This window comes from Mesobacillus sp. (genome assembly GCF_049588175.1).
Lineage (GTDB): Bacteria > Bacillota > Bacilli > Bacillales > Cytobacillaceae > Mesobacillus.
Genome location: NZ_JBAVFI010000218.1, coordinates 1 through 3,456, shown reverse-complemented (window position 1 = coordinate 3,456; position 3,456 = coordinate 1). Strand labels below are relative to the sequence as shown.

The 3,456-nt window shown below is 39.9% G+C and carries 6 protein-coding genes; all 6 read left to right on the top strand.

Features of this window, described 5'->3' with window-relative positions; genetic code table 11:
- The coding region (locus tag WB217_RS05475) for a DinB family protein (protein WP_423991398.1) at nucleotides 1–249 on the top strand (249 nt) is incomplete at its 5' end.
- A 175-nt stretch (nucleotides 250–424) separates the two neighbouring features.
- Complete coding sequence (locus WB217_RS05470) at nucleotides 425–634, top strand: hypothetical protein (RefSeq protein ID WP_423991396.1); 210 nt, start codon at nucleotides 425–427, stop codon at nucleotides 632–634.
- 217 nt (nucleotides 635–851) lie between these two features.
- Nucleotides 852–1,343 carry a GreA/GreB family elongation factor gene (locus WB217_RS05465; protein ID WP_423991394.1) on the top strand — a complete coding sequence of 164 codons (492 nt, stop codon included), beginning with the start codon at nucleotides 852–854 and terminating at the stop codon, nucleotides 1,341–1,343.
- Nucleotides 1,344–1,622: 279 nt separating this feature from the next.
- A complete protein-coding gene (locus WB217_RS05460; RefSeq protein WP_423991392.1) occupies nucleotides 1,623–2,102 on the top strand; it encodes a DUF2975 domain-containing protein in 480 nt (159 codons plus the stop codon).
- A 10-nt stretch (nucleotides 2,103–2,112) separates the two neighbouring features.
- The gene (locus WB217_RS05455; protein ID WP_335429287.1) at nucleotides 2,113–2,331 is read left to right on the top strand and encodes a helix-turn-helix transcriptional regulator; all 219 of its coding nucleotides are present in this window, start codon (nucleotides 2,113–2,115) and stop codon (nucleotides 2,329–2,331) included.
- A gap of 95 nt (nucleotides 2,332–2,426) precedes the next feature.
- Nucleotides 2,427–3,218: a DUF817 domain-containing protein gene (locus tag WB217_RS05450; protein WP_423991400.1), complete on the top strand. Its 792-nt coding sequence runs from the start codon at nucleotides 2,427–2,429 to the stop codon at nucleotides 3,216–3,218.
- Nucleotides 3,219–3,456: the final 238 nt, after the last annotated feature.

Here is a 3,456-nt window from a genome sequence, read left to right as displayed (position 1 = left end):
GGCTGGACTAATGGAAAGCTAACTCACTTCGATGGAGAAAGTATCGATGAGCATTTTACCCGGCTTAAAAAAGTACGTGAAGTGTTTCTTTCAGTTTTCAAGACAATGACAAAAGAGGATTGGCGGAAAGCCAGGGTACTTGAGGAATATGATGTAACCCCTGAATGGGTCGTTTATCACCTGATTGAACATGAATCACATCACAGGGGACAGATTTTTCAAATGCTTAGAGAATTAAGGAGCAATTGAGCAGACAGGGAAAATCTACTGGGAATGCCCTGATACAAGAGAACTTTGTGGCCTGTTTATTTGTGTGCCGGCTCATGTTATAATGAGGAACTTAGGTTAATTACGACTTTTGCTCATAATTGAACGGATGCCAAAAAAGTATCCGCCTAGCGATAAAATTTAGAGGTGTAAGAGAATGAATAAACGATGGACAATCGCGAAAATTAATGAATTTGTTGAGAAGAATTCAGAAAGTAAGCTGCTATCAACGGAATATCACGGTTTTTCTCAAAAATTATTATTTAAATGTGCATGTGGCAGCAACTTTGAAAAAACATTTACGAAGTTTAAAAATAATAACCAGCGCAAATGTGACGTCTGCCAGCCCCCAAAAGAATCACGCTAACCGGGAAGCATGGGGACGTACCTTATGCTTCCGTTTGTGAAAAGGATTTTTCACCGGTTTTCAATATTTTGTGCCGCACACCAGTCATCAACGCGGAGCAAAGGGTACGTCCCTTTGCTCGTAAATCCAATAAACGAAGTGCTGATTTCTATTAAATAGAAGTTGGCGTTTTTTTTATAGAAGATGATGTGCCAGGATACGTTTAAGGAGAAATAATATGTCAGTAAAAATCACACCTAATGGAGAGCAGTTGATTCTTCAACAAATCGTGGATTTGGAACAAGAATTGAAACAGGTACGCTTGGATAAAAATATTGCTTTTAATGCTTGCGGAGATGATAAGTTAGCCAATCCTAATTTTCATAAATTAGAGCAGGATGAACGAATCGTAGAAGAACGCATTCGTGAAATCCAACATCTGTATAAAACGGCTGAAGTGATTCAGTTCGATGAGCGCAATACGGAAATAGTTGAAATTGGCTCGATCGTAAAGTGTTCATGTGAATATCCCGATTTTACAGAAGAAGAAATCTATGAAATTGTTGGCTACGGTGAATCGAATATCGATCAGAACAAACTTTTCTATGGCACACCTGTTGCGATGAAGCTGATCGGTTTGAAAATTGGCGAGGAAACAAATTTGACCGTTCCATCAGGGAGAGTCAAATGCAAGGTTTTACAAATGTATCGCTCTTGGGACGAAGTATAAAAGAAGAAGCATGGGGACGTATCTTATGCTTCTGTTTGTTTACTAAAAGGGTCTTTCACCGGAGTTCAATATGATTGTGCTGGACACCAGTCAGTCATTTAAAGAAGCAAAGGGTACGTCCCTGTGATCAAGCATTTCCTTATCATGAGGAATGCTTTTTATTTTGTGAAAGTATTTACACTTCGATAAGAATATCTTTATAATCATTAATTATTTATTGATAATCGATAAAAACCGTGGTAAATTCAATCTGAACAATAATTAAGTGAGGTGCTTTTTATGAAACGGGAAACATTCTTTTTAAAGGTAGTTGTTTTTCTTATGGGACTTCCTGTCCTTGCATTGAGCATATTTGTGTTACCTGAGATCGCTGAATTTTTTGCGGAATTAAATCCAAAGCTAGATTTTTTGCAATATCCTTTTTTAATCGGTTTGTATGTAACAGTGCTTGCATTTTTCGCTGCATTGTATCAGACTTTAAGACTTTTAAGCTATATTGACAAGAACGAGGCGTTTTCGGACCTATCAGTAATGGCGTTAAAGAAGATCAAATACTGTGCCATCACCATCAGTGCCTTATTTGTGATATTCATGCCACTCATCTATCTCATGGCTGAGGTAGACGATGCCCCAGGGATCATCCTGATCGGATTGGTGATTATTTTTGGCAGTATGGTGATTGCCGTCTTTGCGGCTGTTCTTCAAAAGCTATTGAAAAATGCCATCGATATAAAATCTGAAAATGACTTAACGGTCTGAGGTGAAAGCAATGGCGATTATTATCAATATTGATGTGATGCTGGCTAAAAGGAAAATGAGCGTAACCGAACTTTCGGAGAGGGTTGGAATCACAATGGCTAACCTTTCTATATTGAAAAATGGAAAGGCAAAAGCGATTCGGTTTTCCACTTTGGAGGCCATTTGCAAAGCATTGGAATGTCAGCCGGGAGATATCTTGGAATACCGAAGTGATGATGACACACAGTAGCAGGAATTTTAACATGAATGAAAAAGGCAGCTTTCTTTTTCATGTATTTTTTAAAAGGGGAGGTCCTCATGAATGTAATCAAGGAGGCGCAAATCATCAGAGCACTAAAACAACTCGTTCGGTTTGGCTGGGAGCAGGCCCTATCCTGTTTATTTCCTGTCGTAATTTTTGCCTCTTTGGCTTTAACACAACTCATTCCACTTCCGTTCCTGCCGCGTTATGACTGGCTGCTCATCATCTGCCTTTTGATGCAGTGGGGGATGGTGCGCTCTGGACTTGAAACACGGGATGAACTTAAGGTGATCTCATTGTTCCACCTAATTGGCATCGCGCTTGAACTTTTCAAGGTCCATATGGGCTCCTGGTCTTATCCGGGGGAAGGATATTCTAAAATTTTCGGAGTGCCATTGTACAGCGGATTCATGTACGCAAGTGTAGCTAGTTATCTTTGCCAGGCCTGGAGACGGTTAAAGGTTGAACTGGTTAAGTGGCCGCCGTTTTTGCTGGTAGTACCTTTGGCAGCGGCGATTTACTTGAACTTTTTCACCCACCACTATTGGCTGGATGTTCGTTGGTGGCTATCAGGACTTGTCATGATCGTCTTCTGGAAATCATGGGTCACATACGAAGTGGATGGAACGCGTTACCGAATGCCGCTCGCCCTTTCCTTTGTGCTCATCGGATTTTTTATATGGATAGCCGAAAATATCGCAACGTTCTTTGGAGCCTGGGAATATCCAAACCAGGCCGATGCTTGGAGCCTCGTACATCTGGGGAAAGTGAGTTCATGGCTCTTATTAGTGATTGTCAGCTTTCTGATCGTCGCGACGTTAAAGCAGGTGAAGGGGAAGAATTCTGATAGCATAGATGCTGGTTCATTTTTATAACTGATAAGTATCTTTTTTGAAAAAGTCCAATCCATAGCAGAATTCAATTATTTTGAGTTTGGAGTTCTCCTGTACAAAATTTTGAATATGATAAGTGGGAAAAAGCAACGTTTGAATGTTGCTTTTTTTTCAGGTTGTTTTCTAAAAGATTGTTGTATTAATAGCTAACTTTATAAATAAGTTGATTGGAGCACGGGTCCGAGAACAACTCAACGAGAAAAAAGAGCGTCGAGTTGTT